This is a genomic window from Amycolatopsis sp. NPDC043889 (genome assembly GCF_056435645.1).
Window position 1 is genome coordinate 133,015 of sequence record NZ_JBWKEC010000001.1, and the last position, 17,222, is coordinate 150,236.

20 protein-coding genes are annotated in these 17,222 nt (G+C 70.2%); 6 read left to right on the forward strand and 14 right to left on the reverse strand.

What is annotated here, in order from left to right:
• Positions 1 to 12: 12 nt before the first annotated feature.
• Positions 13 to 966, forward strand: coding sequence for a prephenate dehydrogenase (locus AC0685_RS00700; RefSeq protein ID WP_478224425.1), 954 nt, complete (start codon positions 13 to 15; stop codon positions 964 to 966).
• 70 nt (positions 967 to 1,036) lie between these two features.
• Here AC0685_RS00700 and AC0685_RS00705 read toward each other — a convergent pair whose 3' ends face one another.
• The 3 genes from AC0685_RS00705 to AC0685_RS00715 form a co-directional block, all read right to left on the reverse strand.
• Complete coding sequence (locus AC0685_RS00705; RefSeq protein WP_340686732.1) at positions 1,037 to 1,252, reverse strand: antitoxin; 216 nt, start codon at positions 1,250 to 1,252, stop codon at positions 1,037 to 1,039.
• 60 nt (positions 1,253 to 1,312) lie between these two features.
• Positions 1,313 to 2,245 (reverse strand): TauD/TfdA dioxygenase family protein, encoded by a 933-nt coding sequence (locus AC0685_RS00710; RefSeq protein ID WP_478223649.1) that lies wholly within the window; start codon positions 2,243 to 2,245, stop codon positions 1,313 to 1,315.
• Between the two features lie 202 nt (positions 2,246 to 2,447).
• Positions 2,448 to 2,786: a hypothetical protein gene (locus AC0685_RS00715; RefSeq protein WP_340686730.1), complete on the reverse strand. Its 339-nt coding sequence runs from the start codon at positions 2,784 to 2,786 to the stop codon at positions 2,448 to 2,450.
• A gap of 89 nt (positions 2,787 to 2,875) precedes the next feature.
• Between AC0685_RS00715 and AC0685_RS00720 the strand changes: the two genes are divergently transcribed.
• Positions 2,876 to 3,499 (forward strand): AAA family ATPase, encoded by a 624-nt coding sequence (locus tag AC0685_RS00720; RefSeq protein ID WP_478223650.1) that lies wholly within the window; start codon positions 2,876 to 2,878, stop codon positions 3,497 to 3,499.
• Between the two features lie 3 nt (positions 3,500 to 3,502).
• On the opposite strand, the gene AC0685_RS00725 is transcribed toward AC0685_RS00720, so the two are convergent.
• Complete coding sequence (locus AC0685_RS00725) at positions 3,503 to 5,467, reverse strand: FUSC family protein (RefSeq protein ID WP_478223651.1); 1,965 nt, start codon at positions 5,465 to 5,467, stop codon at positions 3,503 to 3,505.
• 49 nt (positions 5,468 to 5,516) lie between these two features.
• Between AC0685_RS00725 and AC0685_RS00730 the strand changes: the two genes are divergently transcribed.
• Entirely contained in the window at positions 5,517 to 5,957 is a 441-nt protein-coding gene (locus AC0685_RS00730) for an SRPBCC family protein (RefSeq protein ID WP_340686727.1), read from the forward strand.
• A 168-nt stretch (positions 5,958 to 6,125) separates the two neighbouring features.
• Here the strand turns inward: AC0685_RS00730 and AC0685_RS00735 are convergent, their stop codons facing one another.
• The 6 genes from AC0685_RS00735 to AC0685_RS00760 form a co-directional block, all read right to left on the reverse strand.
• Positions 6,126 to 8,654 carry a CHAT domain-containing protein gene (locus AC0685_RS00735; RefSeq protein ID WP_478224426.1) on the reverse strand — a complete coding sequence of 843 codons (2,529 nt, stop codon included), beginning with the start codon at positions 8,652 to 8,654 and terminating at the stop codon, positions 6,126 to 6,128.
• Positions 8,655 to 8,765: 111 nt separating this feature from the next.
• A complete protein-coding gene (locus tag AC0685_RS00740) occupies positions 8,766 to 9,245 on the reverse strand; it encodes a carboxypeptidase regulatory-like domain-containing protein (RefSeq protein WP_478223652.1) in 480 nt (159 codons plus the stop codon).
• The gene (locus AC0685_RS00745) at positions 9,242 to 9,847 is read right to left on the reverse strand and encodes an RNA polymerase sigma factor (RefSeq protein ID WP_007030724.1); all 606 of its coding nucleotides are present in this window, start codon (positions 9,845 to 9,847) and stop codon (positions 9,242 to 9,244) included. The genes AC0685_RS00740 and AC0685_RS00745 overlap by 4 nt, the downstream gene beginning before the upstream one ends.
• 332 nt (positions 9,848 to 10,179) lie before the next feature.
• The gene (locus AC0685_RS00750) at positions 10,180 to 10,350 is read right to left on the reverse strand and encodes a hypothetical protein (RefSeq protein WP_478223653.1); all 171 of its coding nucleotides are present in this window, start codon (positions 10,348 to 10,350) and stop codon (positions 10,180 to 10,182) included.
• Between the two features lie 125 nt (positions 10,351 to 10,475).
• Entirely contained in the window at positions 10,476 to 11,192 is a 717-nt protein-coding gene (locus tag AC0685_RS00755; protein WP_478223654.1) for an SGNH/GDSL hydrolase family protein, read from the reverse strand.
• Between the two features lie 83 nt (positions 11,193 to 11,275).
• Complete coding sequence (locus AC0685_RS00760; protein WP_478223655.1) at positions 11,276 to 11,908, reverse strand: NAD(P)-dependent oxidoreductase; 633 nt, start codon at positions 11,906 to 11,908, stop codon at positions 11,276 to 11,278.
• Positions 11,909 to 12,004: 96 nt separating this feature from the next.
• Here AC0685_RS00760 and AC0685_RS00765 point away from each other — a divergent pair, with 96 nt between their 5' ends.
• Positions 12,005 to 12,610 carry a TetR/AcrR family transcriptional regulator gene (locus AC0685_RS00765; RefSeq protein WP_478223656.1) on the forward strand — a complete coding sequence of 202 codons (606 nt, stop codon included), beginning with the start codon at positions 12,005 to 12,007 and terminating at the stop codon, positions 12,608 to 12,610.
• A gap of 57 nt (positions 12,611 to 12,667) precedes the next feature.
• Here the strand turns inward: AC0685_RS00765 and AC0685_RS00770 are convergent, their stop codons facing one another.
• Positions 12,668 to 13,171: a GbsR/MarR family transcriptional regulator gene (locus tag AC0685_RS00770; protein ID WP_478223657.1), complete on the reverse strand. Its 504-nt coding sequence runs from the start codon at positions 13,169 to 13,171 to the stop codon at positions 12,668 to 12,670.
• 93 nt (positions 13,172 to 13,264) lie between these two features.
• On the opposite strand from AC0685_RS00770, the gene AC0685_RS00775 reads away from it, so the two are divergent.
• Positions 13,265 to 14,161 carry an ABC transporter ATP-binding protein gene (locus AC0685_RS00775; RefSeq protein WP_478223658.1) on the forward strand — a complete coding sequence of 299 codons (897 nt, stop codon included), beginning with the start codon at positions 13,265 to 13,267 and terminating at the stop codon, positions 14,159 to 14,161.
• Complete coding sequence (locus AC0685_RS00780; RefSeq protein WP_478223659.1) at positions 14,158 to 15,792, forward strand: ABC transporter permease; 1,635 nt, start codon at positions 14,158 to 14,160, stop codon at positions 15,790 to 15,792. The genes AC0685_RS00775 and AC0685_RS00780 overlap by 4 nt, the downstream gene beginning before the upstream one ends.
• Positions 15,793 to 15,836: 44 nt before the next feature.
• Here AC0685_RS00780 and AC0685_RS00785 read toward each other — a convergent pair whose 3' ends face one another.
• From AC0685_RS00785 to AC0685_RS00795, 3 genes are read right to left on the reverse strand one after another with little or no spacing between them, the layout of a single operon-like run.
• Positions 15,837 to 16,229, reverse strand: coding sequence for a hypothetical protein (locus AC0685_RS00785; protein WP_478223660.1), 393 nt, complete (start codon positions 16,227 to 16,229; stop codon positions 15,837 to 15,839).
• A gap of 35 nt (positions 16,230 to 16,264) precedes the next feature.
• On the reverse strand, positions 16,265 to 16,588 hold the full coding sequence (locus AC0685_RS00790; protein ID WP_478223661.1) for a hypothetical protein: 324 nt from the start codon (positions 16,586 to 16,588) through the stop codon (positions 16,265 to 16,267).
• A gap of 53 nt (positions 16,589 to 16,641) precedes the next feature.
• On the reverse strand, positions 16,642 to 17,199 hold the full coding sequence (locus tag AC0685_RS00795; RefSeq protein ID WP_478223662.1) for a TetR/AcrR family transcriptional regulator: 558 nt from the start codon (positions 17,197 to 17,199) through the stop codon (positions 16,642 to 16,644).
• Between the last annotated feature and the right edge of the window lie 23 nt (positions 17,200 to 17,222).

Consider the following 17,222-nt stretch of genomic DNA (forward strand, 5'->3'; position numbering starts at 1 on the left):
CGGGACGTATGCGTGATCGGGCTCGGGTTGATCGGTGGTTCGCTGCTGCGCGCGGCGCATTCGATCGGCCGCACCACGTTCGGGGCGACGACCTCCGAAGCTGACGCGGACGCCGCCAGCAGGGCGGGTTTCGACGTGACGACACAGGTCGAAGCCGCGCTGGGCAAGGCGGCGGAGCGGGACGCGATGATCGTGCTCGCGGTGCCGCTGCCCGCGGTCGAGGAAGTGCTCCGGACCGTTTCGCGCGTCGCCGGGCACTGCGTGCTCACCGACGTGACCAGCGTGAAGGGCCCGGTGCTCGACTCGGTCCGCCGTCGCGCGCCGTACGCGAAGTTCGTCGGCGGGCACCCGATGGCCGGGACGGCGAGCTCCGGCTGGAAGGCGAGCAACCCGGCGCTGTTCGGCGGCGCGGCGTGGGTGCTGGGCGTCGAGCACGACACCGATCTGACCGCTTGGGCGGACGTCGCCCAGCTGGTGCTGGACGTCGGCGCGCATGTCGTGCCGCTGCCGTCGGACTCGCACGACGAGACGGTCGCGCGGATCTCGCATCTGCCGCATATCTTCGCGGCCATCCTGGCCACGATCGGCGCGCAGGGCGGGCCGCTGGCGATGGCGCTGGCCGCCGGGTCCTACACGGACGGCACGCGGGTGGCCGGGTCGAGCCCGGCGCTGGTGCGGGCGATGACCGAGGGCAACCGGGACGCGCTGCTGCCGATCGTCGACGAAGCGCTCGGACGGCTGGGTGCCGCTCGGGGCTCGCTGGCGTCGACGGGCGGCCTCGCGGTGACGGTCAACGCGGGCTATGAGGGCGCGCAAGCGTTTGCGGCCAGTAAGGACGCGGAACGCGCGGGAGTTCGGGTCAGTCTGAGCGCGCCGGACGCGCGCGACGGCCTGATCGCGCTCGGCGAGCGCGGCGGCCGGATCACCGCGATCGAGGGCGACACCGCGATCGGCGAGGTCTCCTGACGCGTTTCGTCCTCTGAACGCGGTCCTTGCACACGCAACTACCGCATTCAGAGGACGAAATGCGCAGGGGTTACTGGCCCTGCTGGGGCGGGGTGTCGGGGGTGTCGTCGAACTTGTTGATGAAGCCCTTCGCCTTCTCGACCCCGGAGTCGATCTGCGAATCGTGACCGGAGAACTTCGACTTCGCGAAGTCCGCCGCCTTGTCCAGGCCGCCCTCGATCTTGTCGTTGTGCTCGCGGAGAGCGTCGGTGGCCTTGTTCTTCAATTCATCGAAGTTGATGCCCATGGTCACATCGTCACACAGGCACCGGCGAACACGCCCCGCGATCACCCGTCGTGGGGACGCTCAGAACGGCCGGTCGCCCACGATGGCGACGCGTTCGGCCACGCGCGCGTACGGGTGGTAGTCGTTGACGGCGTAGTGCTGGGTGGCGCGGTTGTCCCAGAAGGCCACCGAACCCGGCCGCCAGCTGAAGCGCACCTGGAACTCCGGGATATGCGCCCGGCTGAACAGGTACCGCAGGAGCCTGTCGCTCTCGTCGCGGTCCATGCCGACGATGTGCGTCGTGAACGCCTGGTTCACGAAGAGGGTGCGCCGCCCGGTTTCCGGATGCGTGCGGACGACCGGATGCTCGACCGGCGGGAACGCGTCCTGGTGGCGCAGCAGCAGTTCCGGATCGGAGAAGCGGTCGAAGCCGGGGATGAAGTCGTGCACCGCGGTCAACCCGTCGACGCGGTCGCGGACGTCTTCCGGCAGGTTGTCGTAGGCGGCGGCCATGTCGGCCCACATCGTGTCGCCGCCGACCAGCGGGATCTCGATCAGCCGCAGGACCGAACCGAGCGCGGGCTCTGGCCGGAAGGTGACGTCCACGTGCCAGATGTTCTCGAACGCGGGCATGGTCGCCGAGCGGGTGAACCGGGTGGTGTCCGCGGTCTCCCCTTTCGGGATGAACGGGTTCGTCTCCAGTTCACCCCAGTTGGCGGCGAAGGCGCGCTGATGCGCCGAAGTGATGTCCTGGTCGCGGAAGAACAACACCTTCCACTCCAGCAACGCGCGATTCAGCTCGGCGTGGAGGGCGGGCGTCAGCGGCCGGGCCAGGTCGACGCCGCCGATCTCGGCACCGATCACCCGCCCCAGCGGGCGCAGCGCGAAAAGCTCGTACGGGCGTTCTTCGACGCCTTCCGGCAGGCGCCGCAGCAGCCTCGGCCCTTCGAGGATCCCGCCGTCGGGGACGGTCGCGGGGCGGAGGCGGACACTGTCGGGCAGTTCGATGGACATGGAGGCTCCCTGGATTCACCGTCGGACGACTTGGCGAGATGAGGAGCTACGCGGGCGGAGAGCCCAAACGTCCACGGCGCAGGAGCAATGCGGCAACGCCTTCGCCGGCCGAACGCGTCGGCGCGGACTCCCAGTGGACGGACACGGGGCCATCGTGGGCGCGATCCGGCGTGCGGTCAACACCGTCCATGAGACGGGACGATCATCGCCTCCGCTCGGAGGGGAAGCTGCCCGACCACGTGTTCCGCTCCTCGCGCGGCCGCAGCGCCTCGGCCAGCACCCACTGCGAATGCGTCGTGCCGCCCCGGCCGACCGGACCGAGCTGGAAGGTGACCCAGCCGACCCAGTGCCCCGTCGTCGTCGCCCGCCACATCCCCAGCAGCCCGGGGACGGTGCCGGTCAGATCCAGGCCGTCGGGCAGGCGGGTCTTCACCGCGCCGACGGGGTACACCAGCTTGAGATCGACCCAAACGGGCTGGTTGGGCCGGACCATGTGCAGGTGACGCGGCCCCGGCGGCAGCGTGTCACCAGTGTCGAGCATGCGTCGATTATGCGTGAAAACTCGAACATTAGTTCGAGATGATGCTCACCCTCCCCCGTACGGGTGGTCGCGTGGCTAGGGTCGGCGGCATGCTCGTCTGGATCAACGGCCCGTTCGGCGGCGGCAAGACGCAGACCGCGCACGAACTGCACCGGCGGCTGCCCGGCAGCGTCCTGTCCGATCCCGAGGTCGCGGGTTTCGGCCTGCACCGGATGATGCCGCCACGGCTGCGCGGCGACTTCCAGGACCTCGCCGCCTGGCGCCAGGGCGTTTTCGAGGTGCTCGACCTGGTACTCGGCAAACAGGACGGTCCGGTGATCGTGCCGATGACGCTGGTGGAGCCCCGGTACTTCGAGGAGATCGTCGGCAGGCTGGCCGACCGCGGGCACGACGTCCGGCACTTCGCGCTGCTGGCCGAACGCGAAACCGTGCTGCGACGGCTGAGCGAACGCGGCATCGTCCATTCCGTACGGCGGAAGGGGAGGCCGCCGAAGCGCGAGAGTTTCGCGGTGTCGAAGCTCGACCTCTGCCTGGACCGGCTGAGCGGTGCGGAGTTCGGCGAACACATCCACACGGACACGCTCGCCGTCGCGCGGGTCGCCGATCGGATCGCCGCGTCGGCCGGGCTGCCCCTCGCCCCGAACACGGACGGCGCGCTGCGGGGTTTCGTGCGTCGCAAGTGGACGAGCGTCAAGCACATCCGGTTCGGCTGACGCTCAGGCGCGGCGGTGGTAGGGCAGGAACCGCCGTACCAGCCGCAGCGGCGCGCGTTCGACGAGGTCCGGGCCGCGCACGGCGTCGAAGGCGGCGCCGATCTGGTCGACGACGCCGGACAGCTGCTCGTTGTCGGGCATCGGCATCTCCGCCGGTTCCCGTTCTTCGCGGACGGCGGCCGCGAGTTCGGTGAGGGCGGCCGTCAGGAGGGCGATGTCGGCATCGGCCGGGGCAGGGGCGCCGCGGCCGAGGGTGACGCCGACCTCGGTGACGGCGTCGGCGACGCGTTCGAGCCCGGCGATCACCGGCCACCAGGCGACGGCCTGCCGCCCGGCTGCCGAGGGTTCGACGACGACCTGCTGGAACGCGGTCCGCAGGTCGGCCAGTGCGCGGTAGGCGCGGCGACGGGCGCGGGAACGTTCCAATCGCGCTTCGCCCGACGGCGCGAGCACGAGCCCCTTGTCGACGTATTTCACCAGGCTGTCGAGGCTGTCGGCGAGCCGTCCGCCGACCTGCGGCCGCCGGCTGCCCGGCCAGAGCAGGTAGCCGAAGATCAGGACGATCGCGCAGCCGAGCACGGTGTCGACGAGCCGCGCGAGCACGACGTCCCAGCTTCCGGTGCTGGCGAGATCCATCTGCAGGATGATCAACGGCGTCACGAAGGCGCTGAGGATGCCGTAGTTGCGGACCTTGCCGACCGCGACGCCGCCCGCGAACACGGCGATCAGCAGGACCAGCAGCCAGCCTTCGCCGCCCGCGGCGAGTACGGCCGCGCCGATGCCCACGCCGATCACCGTGCCGATACCGCGCAGCACGGCGCGGCCGAACACCGAGCCGAAGTCGGGTTTGAGGACGATGCCGACGGTGAGCGTGATCCAGTAGGACCGTTCGAACGGGACGAGCAGCGCGACGACTTCGGCGATCGCGACGCACAACGTGAGGCGGAGAGCGGCGAACCAGGTGAGCGGGCCGGAGATGAGCGACCCCGCCCAGCCGCGGAGGCGTTTGTGCCACGGCTGGATCTCGCGCCGTTTCCGGTTGTCGCCCTTGCCTATCCGGGCGAGTCCGGCGTAGAGCGCGGCGAGGACCGGGTCGGCGCCTTCGGGCGCTTCGGGCGGCTCCGGCAGTTCTTGGTTCGCGAGTACGGCCGCCGAGGTCGCGATGAAGTGGTCGATCACGTCTTCCGGGGCGCGGCGGCCGGCGTTGACCATCGCGACGGACGCCTCGACGGCGGGGGTGCTGGCCGAGAGCAGGTTGAGCAGCTGGCGGTAGGTGGCGTCGCGGCCCGACAGCCAGGATCGCGCGGTGAGCAGCCGGTCGTACGCGGTGTTCATCGCGGTCGTGAGCTGGTGGCGCGCGACGCGGGAGGTGGCTTCGTCGGTCGCGGACAGCATCGCGGCGAGTTCGACGTAGACGTGCGCGACGGCGCCGCGTTCGGGGCTGGTGGCGCGGAAGGTCCAGGTGGCGAGCGCGACGAGCAGGCTCCAGGCGGCGCCGACGCAGAAGTAGCCGAGAAGGACTTCGACGCGCAGGCCGGTGACGTGCTGGCCGGTGCCGAGCACGCAGAAGACGAACATCTGGAGCCCGGCGACCGACGCGTTGCTGCCCGCCGCGCTGATCAGCGCGGACACCGCCGCGACCCCGACGACGACCGGGATGGACGCGGCCGGGATGCCGCCCGTGATCAACCCGGCGAAGTAGCCGAGGACGGCGGCCGCGGTGGCGCCGCCGAGCCGCCGGGCACGGTAGCGGTACGGGCCGGCGGATTCCGAAAGGACGGTGGGCAGGGCGCCGGTGGAGATGAGCGCGCCGACGGCGATGTCGCCGAGCGCGTAACCGACGGCCAGCGGTACGGCGAGGGCGAGGACGGCGCGGGCGACCATGTTCCACGGAATGGGAACCGGTGTGCTGCGGAGCAGCTGCACCAGCCAATGTGGTGTGGCGATCTCGCGGCGCGTCGTGCTCACGCCCCTATCTTGACTTATCCGTGGCGGCCGGAGCGGTTATCGTCGCCACATGGGCAAGACGTACTCCTTCGAGGTCAACCGGACGAGCAGCGCCTCGCCCGCTTCGCTGTTCGCTCTGGAGGCCGACGGTTCCCGGTGGTCGGAATGGGCGAAGCCGGTGGTGTTCCACTCGCGCTGGGCGCGGAAGCCGGACGCGGACGGAGTGGGCGCAGTCCGGGCCGTCGGGCTGTGGCCGGTGTATCTCCACGAAGAGACGCTGGAGTACGAACAGGACCGAAAGCACGTCTACGGCTTCGCGGGTCTCGCACCGCTCAAGGACTATCGCGCCGAAGTCTCGTTCACGCCGAACGCTTCCGGCGGTACGGATCTGCGCTGGGCCGGCCGGTTCACCGAACCGCTGCCCGGCACCGGCGCCGCCGTCCGCACGGCCCTGCGCACCGTGATCTCGATCCTGGCCACTCGCCTGGTGAAACACGCGGAACGCGCCTGACCCCACCCCCCGCCCTTCCCAAGGGGGGCGACCCCGAGTCCAGTCTACCGGCGATGGGGTACGGAAAGGGCCGCTCGGCTGAGTTGTCCACAGGGGGCGATGGTTGTGGACAACTCCTGTGGGGAACTGAAGGACGCCAAAGCCGCATAGGACGCGGCGAAAGTCCCTTCAGCCCGCGCCCAGGCACAGGAAGGGGCGCCGCAACGGATCGGCGGCGGTCGCTTCCGCGAGCGCCAAAGCGGGCGCGGTCCCCGAAGCCAACCGCCGGTGCAGGTCGGACATCGCGGCGGCGGCGGCCTTGTCGCCGACTCGCGCGATCGCGCCGATGACCGTCCGCGAACCACTGGCGAGCAGCGTCCCGGCGAAACCGAGCGCCTCCTCGCCGGGCCGGATATGACTCATCGCGAGTTCGCACGCGGCCAGCACCACCCGTTCCGGCGGCTTCGCGAGCCGGGCGGTTTCGTGCGCGTACAACGGGCCGTCGACGAGCTCCAGCCGCGAGAACAGCGCGTTCGCCGGTTCGTGCGCGCCGTGCGCGACCAGATGCGCCATCCCGGAACCGTCCAAAGCGGACAGTACGGCGTCGCTGGTCGCGTCCTTCCCGTCGACGAGGCGGGCCTGCGGGTACACGGTCCGCAGGTTCCGCACCTCACCGACCGAACCCGGCACCCCAGGCCCGCCGGCGAGCAGAACCGGGCCGGAGCTCCGCCTCCCGGACGCGGTCACCCATGCGGTCGCCGACGGCGCGATCGACACCGGATGTCCGTGCAGTGACGGCAAAGCACCCCACGGCAACGCGTACAGCGAGCCGATCGGCACGATGATCAGCTCGCGGTTCTCCAGCGTCTTCGCCAGCGACGCCGAGATCAGCTTGTCCAGTTTGTCCGCCCGGCGCCGCGCGGAACCGGTGACGACCTCGACCAGCGGGGCGGGCAGGTTGTCCGGTGCCAGCGCGTCGAGGTCCGCGTGCAACTGCCGCGCGGTCTCGACGATCTCCGCGAGCGGCCCCAGCTTCAGCAGCCGGAACCGGCCGCGGTCGACGACCACCGCGTACAAGGTGTCGCGATACCCCATCAGGCTGACCAGCACGCGATCGCCGAGCCGCTCCACCACCTCTTCGGGTGCCGAGACCGGGCGCGGCCGACCCCATTGGCTGGTGTACCACCCGAGCCGCGTCGCCTCCCGCTGCAAACGGTCGTAGCGCTCCTCGAGTTTCCCGACCGGTTCGCCGGACGACCGCCGCGCCTGGATCGTCCCCTGCAAGTGCCGCATTTCGTTGATGTGCCGGGCGAGCGCGGGATCCTCGATGACCGGCAACGGTTCGTAGCGGTACACCTGCGCGCGCGTGCGTTCGAGCCACGCGAACAGGCTCTTCGCCCCGGCGCCGCTGCGCCTCGCCTTCTTGAGCACCAGCGTGAGCGCGAGTTTGCCCAGCTCCTCGCCGTGCGCCGCCGTCCCGCAGACAAGGTCGAGCCCGCCCATGCGGTCGCGGATCTGCCCGAGTTCCGCCAACCCTGCCCGCGCCTGCGCGAGCGCCGAACGCGGCCGATGCGACGCCACCGCGAGTTCGGCCCGGCACAGCCGCAGCTGCATCCGGTGGTCGATCGGCGTGGTCTGCCGAGGTTTCGGTACCTGCGCCAGGAGTTCCTGCGCGGCGACCGTCTCTTCGCGACGGATCAGCAGCCGCACCGCGAACATCCTGGCCGCGCCCGCTTCGTCGCGCAGACCGAGCCCGGCCAGCCGGATGGCGAGATCGGCCAGCCGCTCCGGCAGTTTCGCGGACGGCTTCTTTTCCCGGTCCGCCAGTACCTTCACCGCGTCCGCGCGGAGCCGGGTCAACTCGGCGATCTCCGCCCACCGGCCGTTGCCACGCCGCAGGAAGCTCCGCCGTGCGGACGTCGCGAGCTTCTTCGCGAGAACGTGGTCACCCTCGAGGATGGCGGCCCCGGCCCGCGCGACCTCCGCTTCCGCGACGAGATGGCGCGCACCGTTGTCCCGGAGTTCGGGGATCGCCTCGTCGAGGTGTCGCGCCGCTTCCTCGGCGAGCCCGGCGGTGAGCAGGGCCTTCGCCTGGTCGAGCCGAACGAGCGGCAGCGAGCCGGGACCGTCGGTGACGAAGATCGAGGCCGCCTGTTCGTAGTGCCGGAGCGCTTCGGGGATGTCGCCGAGCAACTGGGCGTGATCACCCAGGTTGTGCCGGATCTTCCCTTCGAGGCGGCGATGGCCGTACTTCACCGCGATGTCCAGCGCGCCGCTCAGATCCTGGTAGGCGCCGTCGGGATTGGTCATCTGGAGATGCAGCCACGCCCGGTTCATCATGTTCCGGGTCAGGAGCAGGCTGTGGTCCTCCACCTCGTCGGCCAGGCTGGGAAGCACCGCGTCGTAGAGCGCGAGTGCCTCCTCCAACCTCCCGATCCGCATCAGGACGACGGCGCGCTGCAGGACGACGGTGAACCGCAGCAGCCGCCGGGTTTCGCCTTCCGGCAGCGAAAGCCGCACTCGCTCCGCCTCGTCCAGCCGCGCGAATCCGTCCTCTTGGGACAGGACCTCGGCCTCGGCCGCGGCGAGGCTGATCAGCACCCTGACCCGGATCTCCAGCCGTTCCGGCCCGGCTGCCTTCAGCGGCCCGAGGCACGACAAAGCGCGCTGCAACAACCTGATCGCGGCGCCCGGGCCGTGGTCGGCGGCGGCGGCCATCGCCTGACGATGGAGGTCCGCGGCCTCGGCTACGGGATCGACGACAGGAAGCTGCGCGGGCACACGCACTATGGGAGCACACCCGCGCCGCATAACGGAACAGCCGTCCGGTTACAGCACCACTGTCGGGGTCACGACGGTCCGGCGACAGGTCACGTCGCCGAGGTGGATCACGATCTGGGTGGTGCCCTGGGGGACGTTGTCCAGCACGAACCGGCCTCCCTCGTCGGCGGTGGTGGAACTCGTGCCGTGCTCGGCGACGCGAACCTCCACTCCGTACTCGCCGGCGGGCACGAGCCAACCGTCGATCCGGTGTTTCTTGCCGATCTTGGTGAGGTTGATCATCACGGTCAGGTCGCTGACGGTGAAGGTGATCGTGCCGGTGTCGCTGCCACGAACGCCCGCGGTGGCGTCCATCCGTTCCCAGCGGGCGACCTCGACGTCGAGGTTTTCGAGCGCGAGCGCGAACTGAACCCGCTGCACCAGGTCTCCCGGTGGCGGGTCCAGTTCGTTCATGAAGCGCCCGATATCGGCGAGCAAGGCCTCATCGCCCGGGGAGGTCATCTCCCCCGGCGTCCCGAGGTCGTTCATCGGCTTCCCCCTTCGTGGGCCAGCAGGTCGCGCATCGATTCGAGGCAACGGCCCCTGGTCGGGCCGACACTTCCGCGCGGCATACGGAGTGCTTCGGCGACCAGTTGGTATTCGGCCCTCCCGGCGAGCACGGTCAGCCGAAGGAGCTGCTGACAGCGGTGCGGCAGGCGGAGGAAGGCGCGCCAGACCCGGCGATCCCGGTCGGCGCGGACGGCTTCCTCTTCGGGGGCCGGGTGGGTGCTCTCCATACTCTCGGCCAGCTCGTCGGTCAGCGGGACAGGCTGGGCGCGGCGGCCGAAAGGATGTTGTGCTTCGCGTCTGGTGGTGGTGATCAGCCACGCGGCGAGCGCCTTGGGGTCACGGAGTTTCTCGAGCTGACTGAACAGGGCGAGCCACACCGTCTGGACCACGTCCTCGGCGGTCAGGCGGTCGAGCCCGTTCGCGCGCGCGACATGCCACACGAGCGGGGTCAGCTCGTGCACAAGTCTGTCCATCGCCTGGCGGTCACCGGCCCGCGCCGCGCGCATGCAGGCGGCATGCAGGTCGGCACCGGTCAGTCCTTCCCATGGCGGGTCTACCTCGGTCGTTTGCACGTCGGTCACCGTATCTGCCCCACTTCGGACGTGTCTTCGTGTCGGCGCTGGCAGTATCGCGGGCCCTTCGGGGAGAAGGAGCGTGCAAGAGGCTCTGGGATACATCAAGTCACTAACTTTTTTGTCGAATTTCGGTCATCCCCTCGATGTGGGGTGAAGGACCAAAGGCACCGGCCGGCGCGAGTAGGTGTGGACTGCGCACCGGCCGGCCCTTTTTCCCTCCCCCCGGGCCCGCTCCCCAACGGGCCCGCGTCCGGGCGTCCCCCCTCCCCCGAAGGGAGCACCCGGAGGTGATGCCCGGAGGCCCCCTCGGCCTCCGGACATCACCTGTCTGTGTTGGTTCAGTTCACCGGCGGGTTGGTGCCGTTCGGCTCCCAGTTGCCGTCCGGGCTGGTGCCGGGACGGGGCGGGACCGGCGCCGTGATCGGCTTCGGCTTCGGGGTCGTCTCTTCGAGGTCTTCGGTGGCCGTGGCCTCGTCGGCGTCGGGCGCGGTGTGGGTCTCGGTCGTCATCGGGTGTCCCTCATTTCCTCGACTGCTCCATAGGACGCAATGAGGCTGCCACCAGATACACGCAGAGCCAGTTTTTTCGCGGAAATTTCTTAATCTGTGGCAGGCGGGTGACCCGATCAGCGTTTTTACCCGGAAATGGTGTCGCTGAGTAGCCGTCGGCTCACGTCCGCGAGTTGTTCGGCCCAGCGCCGGTAGCCCTCGGGGCCGGGGTGGAAACGGTCCTCGGCGAAGGTCGCCGGGTCCAGCATCGCGGCGGGCATCGGGACGTGGACGACGCCGGGCAGCAGCGCCAGCCGCGCGGCCGCGGCGTCGAGGACGGCCGACCGCGCGCCGAGGACGTCCCGCAGCGGACGCGGCAGCGACGGGAACCGGCCCATCGGCGGCACGCCCGCGAGCACCACCGGGACCCGGCCCACCCGGCGCCGCACGGCGACGACGAGGTCGAGCAGGTCACGCCGGTAGCGGGTGGCCGAATGCAGTTCGATCGTGTCGTTGACACCCAGCGCGATCACCACGAGGTCGGCGGGTTCGAGCAGCGGCAGCAGCTCCTCGCGCGCCACGCGCGCGTTGGCGCCGGTCTTGCCGAGTGCCTGCCAGGCGACCGCGCCGCCGTCCCGCGCGAGTTCGTCCGCGAGCCGTCCGGTCAGCGCCTCGGCGTGGGTGGCCGCGCCGACGCCGTCCACGGTGGACTCGCCGAGCACCGCGAGCCGCACCGGGCGGCCGCCGCCCTTCACGAGGCCGGTGACCGGCCCCGCGGCACCGGGCAGCCTTGGCGTCGTACGGCGCACCCGGACGGCTTGCGCGAGCAGGATCGGGGCGAGCACCACCGCACGGCTGATCACCCCGCGACTCTACTTCCGCGTTTCGTCCTCTGAACGCGATCGTTGCGCATGCGACAACCGCATCCGGAGGACGAAACGCGGAATCAGCCCTGGGCGATCGAGACCGTCTGACGGACGAGCGAATCGTCCGCGGCCGCGCGGAGCAGGTAGTCGGCGACGTCGGCGCGGTTGATGCTGTAGCTCCCGCGGACGTTGCCGTCGGTGCGGGCGGCGATCGCGCCGGTGTGCGGCCCGTTCAGCAGGCGCGGCGGGCGCACGATCGTCCAGTCGAGGTCGCTCGCGCGCACGATCCGCTCGGCGGCGACCATGTCCGCGAAGGCGTGCCGGAGGACCCTGCCCAGGATCGGCTTGACGACGTTCCTGGTGAAGAAGGCGTCGCCGTCGACGAACGGGCCGCTGGCGCTCACCAGGAGCAGCCTCCGCGTGCCCGCCGATCCGAGCGCGGCGACCGCGGCGTGCGCCCCGTCGGTGACGATGGTCGTCGGGTTGCGGTCGCGGGCGCCGAGGGCGGAGATCACCACGTCGCGCCCGGACACCGCCTCGGTCAGCGCGCCGTGCTCGGACAGCCGGGCGATGACGACCTCCAGCAGTTCACCTTCGGCGTTCAGGCGGGACGGGTCGCGGACGACCGCCGTGACGTGGTGCCCCGCGGCCAGCGCCTGCTTGACGACTTCGGAGCCGACCCCGCCCGTGGCACCGAGAACAGTGAGCTTCATGGTCACGCCTTCCTGGGTTAGTGAACACTCACCCACTATGGTGAGTGTTCACTAACCACTTGTCGAGCGAACGCTGAGAAGCCCTCAGGAGCGAACATGGGAAGCCGCGAGGAGATCGTCGCCGCGGCGGCGAAGGTGATGCGCGAGCAGGGCTACGCGCACGCCACGACAAAGGCCATCGCACGGGCGGCGGGCTACTCCGAGGCGTTGCTGTACAAGCATTTCAAGGACAAGACCGAGATCTTCATGAGCGTGCTCACCGAGCGGCTGCCCGCGCTCGGGACGACCCTGGACGAGCTGATGAGCTCCGCGGCGGACACACCGCTCGCGGAGAATCTCGCCCGGCTGGCGCGGATCACGCTGTCGTTCTATCTGGAGAGCTTCCCGATCGCGGTGTCGCTGTTCTCCTCGCGGGAACTGCTCGCGACCCATCGGGACCGGGTCATGAGCCGGGCGAGCGGGCCGGACGTCCCGCTGGTGCGCGTCTCCGCGTACTTGGGCGAGGAGGTCCGGCTCGGCAGGGTTCGCGAGGACGCGGATCTGGACGCGGCGGCGTCGCTGCTGCTCGGGGCCTGTTTCCAGTACGCGTTCCTGGCGTCCTTCGACGACCGCGAGCCGTCCCCCGAAGAACTGGACCAGTGGGCGGAGAGGCTGGCGGGCACGCTGGTGGTCGCGTTGGTCGTGAGTGGCGATTCGGGTTAGAACCCGAATCGCCACTCACGACCACCTGTACCGAACGACCATCCGCGCCTGCGCGCCCTACTTGCCCTTTTCGGCCCGCGTCTCGTGCCACTTCGCGTACATGTCGTTGAGCTCCTTGATCATGAAGCTCAGGAAGTCGCGCATCTCGGCGACCCGCTCGCCCGCCGGCGTGTCCTCGCCCAGCGCCGAAACGCCCTCGTCGGCCGCGTCGCGCCACATGGTGATCATGCGGTCGCGCTTCATGAAGGTGGCGTACCAGAGGTCGTCGAAGAGCCGGTAGTGGTCGCGGCGCGAGCCGGGTTCGCGTTCCTTCGCGACCAGCCCGATCTGCTCCAGGTACCGCACGGCTCCCGAGATCGCGGCGGGGCTCACCGAGAGCTGGTCGGCCAGCTCGGCCGCGGTGAGGCGGCCGGCGTCGGTTGTCATCAGCGCGGCGAACACCCTGGCGGGCATCCTCTGCATCCCGATCTGGGAGAGCGTGAGGCCCAGATGCTCCACGTAACGGCGGACGGCGTCCTCGTCTCTCTGGGTGCTCGAAGCACTCTCAGGCGTCGTCGTCATGAGCACATCCTCTCCTACGTCCCCAGAGTGATCACACCATCCATATGGTTTCTTAACTTCACAACTTCGTGAAATCACTGTACATTCAGCCGCATGGAAAACGCCATCTCCATCTCCGGCCTCCACAAATCCTTCGGCCGGACCAAGGCTTTGGACGGCCTTGACCTGCAGGTACCCGTTGGGGAGGTGCACGGCTTCCTCGGCCCGAACGGCGCGGGGAAGTCGACCACCGTCCGGGTCCTGCTCGGCCTGCTCCATGCGGACTCGGGCGACGTCCGCCTGCTCGGCGGCGATCCCTGGAAGGACGCGGCGAGCCTGCACCGGCGCCTCGCCTACGTCCCCGGCGACGTGAACCTCTGGCCCAACCTGTCCGGCGGCGAGGTGATCGATCTGCTGGGGCGGCTGCGGGGCGGGCTCGATCAGCGCCGCCGCAAGGATCTGATCGAGCGGTTCGACCTCGACCCCAGGAAGAAGGGGCGCACCTACTCCAAGGGCAACCGGCAGAAGGTCGCGATCGTGGCCGCGCTGGCCTCGCATGTGGACCTGCTGATCCTGGACGAGCCGACCTCGGGCCTCGACCCGCTGATGGAGGCCACCTTCCAGTACGCGATCCAGGAGGAACGCGAGCAGGGCCGCACGGTGCTGCTGTCGAGCCACATCCTCGCCGAGGTCGAGGCGCTCTGCGACAAGGTCAGCATCATCCGCAACGGGCACACCGTCGAGACCGGCACGCTGGCCGAGCTCCGGCACCTCACCAGGACGTCGATCTCGGCCGAGCTGGCCGGCCCGCCGAACGGGCTGACGAAACTTCAGAACATCCACGACCTCAAGGTCGAGGGCAACCGGGTCCGCTTCGATGTCGAAACCCGCTCTCTCGACGAAGCGCTGCGGCAGCTCACCCAGGTCGGTGTCCGCAGCCTGACCAGCCAGCCGCCGACGCTCGAAGAGCTCTTCCTCCGTCACTACACCACCGAAGCGAGCGCGAAATGACCGCGACGCTGGACCGTCCCGCGGTCTCGGGTGCCGTCCACGGACTCGTCGGCACTTGGCAGCTGACCAGGCTGGCGCTGCGGCGGGACCGGATCGTCCTGCCGATCTGGATCGTCCTGCTCGGGATCATGCCTTCGACCTCCTCGGGGACGTTCGAAACCCTGTACCCGACGGCCGCCGAACGGGCCGGGCTCACCGCGAGCATGGGCGCGAACCCGTCCCTTTCGCTGATCTACGGCCCGGCCTTCGACCTCTCGACCGCGGGCGGGTTCACCGCTTGGCGGCTCGGCGGGTTCCTCGCCCTGGTCGCCGGGCTGATGGCGGTCTTCACCGTCACCCGGCACACCCGCGCCGAGGAGGACTCCGGCCGCGCGGAACTGCTGGCCTCCGCGGTGGTCGGCCGATACGCCCTGCTGACCGCGGGCGTGCTGGTGTCCGCCGGCGCGAGTGTCCTCATCGGACTCGTCGAGACCGGGCTGATGATCGGCGCGAAGCTGCCCGTCGGCGGCTCGCTCGCGCTCGGCGCCGCCACCACGGCGACCGGGCTGGTCTTCACGGCGATCGCGGCGGTGGCCGTCCAGGTCGCCGAGTATTCGAGGACGGCCAACGGGATCGGCGCCACCGCGGTCGGGGTCGCGTTCCTGCTGCGCGCCGTCGGCGACTCGACCTCGGACGCGACCTGGGTCTCCTGGCTTTCCCCGATCGGGTGGGCGCAGCAGATCCGGCCGTTCGCCGACGAGCGCTGGTGGGTGTTCCTGCTGCCGCTGGCCGCGACCGTGGTCGTCGGCGCCGCCGGGTACGCGCTGCTCCCGCGGCGCGACGTCGGCACCGGCATCATCCCGCCGCGTCCCGGGCCCGCCGAGGCGGCGGCGTCGCTGCGCAGCCCGTTCGCGCTGGCGTGGCGGCTGCACCGGGGCCCGTTGATCGGCTGGCTGATCGGCACGGCGTTCTGCGCCGCGGTGTTCGGCTCGGTGGCGAGCGGTATCGGCGACGTCGTCGGGGAAAGCCGGCAAGCGAAGGAGATCTTCCAGCGCCTCGGCGGCACGGACGGGCTGATCGACGCCTTCATGGCGGCGATGACCGGCCTGTTCGCCATGGTCATCGCGCTCTACGGCGTGCAGTCCGCGTTGCGGCTCCGCGCCGAGGAGACCGCCGTTCGGGTCGAGCCACTGCTCGCGACGAGCGTGGGCAGGATGCGGCTGCTGGGAAGCCATCTCGTGTTCACGTTCGGCGGCACGGCGCTGATGATGGTCGTCAGCGGTGTCCTTTTGGGACTGTCGAACGGCATGCGGGCCGGCGGTGTCTCCGACTCGGTCGGGGACATGGTGGTCGCTTCGCTGGCGCAGCTTCCGGCGGTGTGGGTGATCACCGGCCTCGCCGTGACGCTCTTCGGCCTGGCGCCGAAGTTCTCGACGGCGGCGTGGGCGATCGCCGGGCTGGCGTTGCTGCTCAGCCTGTTCGGCCCGGTGCTGGACCTGCCGCAGGCGGTCGTGGACGCCTCACCGTTCTCGCACGTTCCGAAACTGCCCGCCGCGGAGTTCACCGCGACACCGCTGGTCTGGCTGACCGCGGTCGCCGTGGTCGCGCTCGTGGCCGGGCTCATGGGCTGGCGGCGTCGCGACGTCGGCTAGCCACAGGGGAAACCGTGAAGGCCGTCCGTCGGGGCGGGCGGCCTTCACGGTACTTGCCGTACTTCGCCGCCGGGTGTCGCGACCAGTTTCGCGGTCGGCACGCCGCCTCCGCACGCCTCGCCCGCCGGATAGGCGATCACCGGCGTCACGTCGAGTACGTGGGGTTTCCCGTCGTCGAGGGTCACCGTGGTCCGGACCGGCGTGGTCGGCAAGCCCCGGGTCGGGATGAAGACGTGCTCGCCACCGGGCGCGGACTCGGTCACACAGTCACCCGCCCAGCACAACTCCAGCGACACGCGGGTGATACCGGCGGCCACTTCCGGCGGGATGTCGAGGGAGATCCCCTCCGCCAGGCCGATGGCCGGGCAGGCCTTCTCACCGGAATCGCACGCGGTCAAGGTCGCGAGCAGGAGCAGGAAAACGGGAAGTCGCCGCATACCGGGCAGACGAGGCGAAGGCCGCCCTGGTTGCATCAGTCGCTTCGGAACCCCGTGGTCGTACTGGTCGGAAGTGCCGTCGAGGTGAGTGAAGGCGTCACGGTCCTGGTCACCGTGCGCGGCGCCGGTGTGTTGGTGCGGGTGATGACGAGCGGTTCCGGGGCGCTGCCCGGCACGGTGACCGTGACCGGCCCGACCGAACGGGAGGTCGTGGCCGGGGACGGGGTCGTGCCGGTTTCGTACACGCGGCGCTGCGGCTCGCGGCTTGCCACCAGGAGGGCGGCGACGAGCAGCCCGGTCGCGAGGCCGGCGATGGCCGCGACCGTGACGGGACCGGTGGTGGGACCCTGACCGAACATCCGGCACCCCCTCGCCACGCGAAGCGCAGGTACGAGGACTTCTCGCGTTGATCTTACGTTTTGTTACGCAGCGTGCGCAATCCGTCGACAATGATCCGCACGAGATGCCGCTCTTCGAGTGAGTACCGTTCGGCGGCGAGGCAACCGGCGATCAGGGCGCGCAGATCGTCGCCGTCGATGTCCTCGCGCACCGCGCCCGCGGCCTGTGCCCGCGCCAGCAGCGCCTGCGTCGCCGAGCGGAACTCGTCGCCCGCGCTCGCCTTGAAACCCAGCCCGGTCGTCTCGGCGAGCGCGTCGCAGAGTGCCCGGTTGCGCGACGCCTGCTGGACGACGCGTTTGAAGAAGTCGAAGAACGCTTCGCCGGGGTCTTCGGCGGTCAGCAGTTCGCGTGCTTCCCGCGCGAACTGTTCGAGCCGGTCCACGACGACGGCTTGGAAGAGCGCTTCCTTGCTGGGGAAATGCCGGTAGACGGTGCCCGCGCCGACGCCGGCGATCCGGGCGATCTCGTCGAGGGGGACGGCGAGGCCGTCGACGGCGAAGGCCTCTTCGGCGGCCGCGAGCACCTTCGCTCGGTTGCGGCGCGCGTCGGCGCGCAGCACGGGCTTGTCCACTGTTCCCCCTCCTCAACCGGGTC